Origin of the sequence: Staphylococcus sp. HMSC062H10 (genome assembly GCF_001836945.1) — a bacterium.
Classification (GTDB): domain Bacteria; phylum Bacillota; class Bacilli; order Staphylococcales; family Staphylococcaceae; genus Staphylococcus; species Staphylococcus aureus.
Window position 1 is genome coordinate 1 of record NZ_KV830981.1, and the last position, 762, is coordinate 762.

1 protein-coding gene is annotated in these 762 nt (G+C 28.2%); it reads left to right on the forward strand.

Annotated elements, in window-relative coordinates:
- A partial coding sequence (locus HMPREF2658_RS08460) for a hypothetical protein (protein ID WP_141758293.1) occupies window positions 1–762 on the forward strand: 762 nt, incomplete at both ends.

A 762-nucleotide genomic window follows, 5' to 3' on the forward strand; every position in this document is an offset into this window, starting at 1 on the left:
TAATGAGAGGCAAGAAGTTGACAATGGTCAACAAGAGTTGTTAAAAAAAATAAATGAATCAACAAATAGAGAATCAACAGTGAAGAGACTTTTAGAAGATGTTTATTCTAAAGAGAATGCTCGAGGGATTCTTAATAAAATAAAACCAGAAGATTATAATTTAAGTTCTAATGAATTAATAAATAAAATAATTAAAGCTGGAATAGATTACTCTGAAGAAAATAATAGTAAGTACAAAGTCTTTGCTTCTGTTCCTAAAGCTAATATTACTTTGAAAAGTGAGTATAATATTGGTAATTCTTTAGTGGTTAGAAGTGATAAAGTTATAAAACCAGAAGATTATGTTAATTATCCAGAAGGGTATCATGTTCAAAGTTATGTTTCCAAAGGAAAAGAATATCCTAGTTTAGATGATATAGTTAAAAAAAGAGTTACAGGTAGTTATAAAATTACGTATCGATTATTAGACAGTAAAGATGAACCTGTTTATGGAGAAGATGGTCAAGCGATTGTAAGATCATTAAATGTTTATTTCTATAATCCAGAACCAGCCTTAGATATAATTAAAGAAATCGAAGAAGATATAGATGAAAATAACTATCAAAATGGCGAGGAGATAAAAGAAGGTTTAGAAAAAATAAAAAATGAACTAGAAAGACCAACTAAAATACCAGATGTACCTGCTTTGATTGATGAAATAAATAATAAGAAAAACCAGCTTGAAAATTTAGATACGACGGCACCAGACGCACCAAAAGTTAA